This window comes from Sutterella massiliensis (genome assembly GCF_016899755.1).
Lineage (GTDB): Bacteria > Pseudomonadota > Gammaproteobacteria > Burkholderiales > Burkholderiaceae_F > Sutterella > Sutterella massiliensis.
Genome location: NZ_JACJJC010000066.1, coordinates 1 through 1,501 on the forward strand (window position 1 = coordinate 1; position 1,501 = coordinate 1,501).

A 1,501-nucleotide genomic window follows, 5' to 3' on the forward strand; every position below is an offset into this window, starting at 1 on the left:
GAATGCCTTCTTTGAAAGTTTGCCGATTGCTGGCGTCGGCGGCACCATGCGCCGATGAGGATTGCCCGGGGTGCGGGCGCGCTTGAAGACGGGTACACTCGCCTCGACACGAGCGCTCGCGGGTTATCTCGAGCACCCGTCCGGAAAGCTGCTTTCGGTCTATGCATCCGTCACCGGCCCCAGTGCCATGCCGGGCGCCACGGCCTTTCTTGACGGTGTTCTGCTTTGGGCGACGCACTTAAAACTGTAAAAGAGCGATATAGATCGGGCCGAAGATTCGGGCGGTGAGAATGCAAAAGTCGGAGCCTTACACCGGTACCGCGTCCGCCCGAACAATGTCGGTAAGCTCAAGCTTTTCGGTGATATTCGCAAGCGTACTTACACAGTGAAGCAGCAATGGAATTGGCGCACGAGCTGGGTGTAAAGTACGTTTTCAAACGTTCGACCGGCACTTCGAGCAGCAGGCTTCCGGAGCCTCACGATCTTCATGTCGTAAATCGCGGTCTTGGATCACCTGCGTTCCTCAAAGGAGCCTCGTATCTCCGGCTCGAACTCAACGACTCAAGCGTGCGCCTGGCGTTCTTCGACCCGGTTGTGGCGCAATTCACGGTACGTCAATCGGTCGCATCCGCCTTTGCGGTTAAATGGAACCCAAGGCGGTGAAGCGCTTCCTAAATGTTTTCTAGGCTGACTCGCTTGAGTCACAGGTCGACATACCGCTGTGCATGAGCAGGCGAAATGTCCAGCATTTTGGCGAGCGACTGCAGATTCATGCCTTTGTCGACCATACAGTTCCAGAGTGAAATCTTGGCCTGAATGTATAGCGGAACGTAAAGGCGTTCCTCTCCCGGTAAGGGATCGGACGGAAGAGGAATGCGTTTCTTTTCATGCCGATAATTCGTTTATAGAACATACGGTTACGAAGGCCGCTATCTCCTCCTTGAGTTCTTCAAGAGTGTCAAAGGCAGTGGCGAGCTCAGGGATGTCACGGCTGAAGGCCCTTCTTTTGGGCAATTTCGATCGGATAAAACATCAGTAATTCTCCTTGAGGTGATACTTTGGCCCCGACGTTCAGTCTTCCTGCCGGAGCGAGCATCGAGCACTAATTTGACCGATGGAGAAACGGAAGGTGGCACACGGAATGACAAAGGGCGCATCGCCGAGCTGTTGAGCCGTCTCTTGATCGACGAAACGTCGCTCGGTTTTGTCAATGAGCCCGCTCAGCCTGTTGAAAAGTAGCTCGGCACACAAGCAGTCGCTTTAAAAGCCGTCCGCACTGTCAACCAAGGGTTGGTCAGACGAGACGGGAATCTCGTCCCGGAATCGGAGCGAAAACTGCACCTTGCTGTCGCTGCATCGCCTGCCCCCAAATTTTAGAGAGCTGCCGAAGTTTCGAGGCCGTTCGCAAATTCGCCGCTCGAACTCCTGATTCACATGAAAGGAATAAGCCACCCTGCGGTGGCTTCGTTTTCGCTATACGACCTGTCTCTTATACACATCT

At 54.3% G+C, this 1,501-nt stretch carries 1 protein-coding gene; it reads left to right on the top strand.

The features are described 5' to 3' along the window. The first annotated feature begins 70 nt into the window (after positions 1–70). On the top strand, positions 71–250 hold the full coding sequence (locus H6A60_RS11225) for a hypothetical protein (protein ID WP_205104645.1): 180 nt from the start codon (positions 71–73) through the stop codon (positions 248–250). Positions 251–1,501: the final 1,251 nt, after the last annotated feature.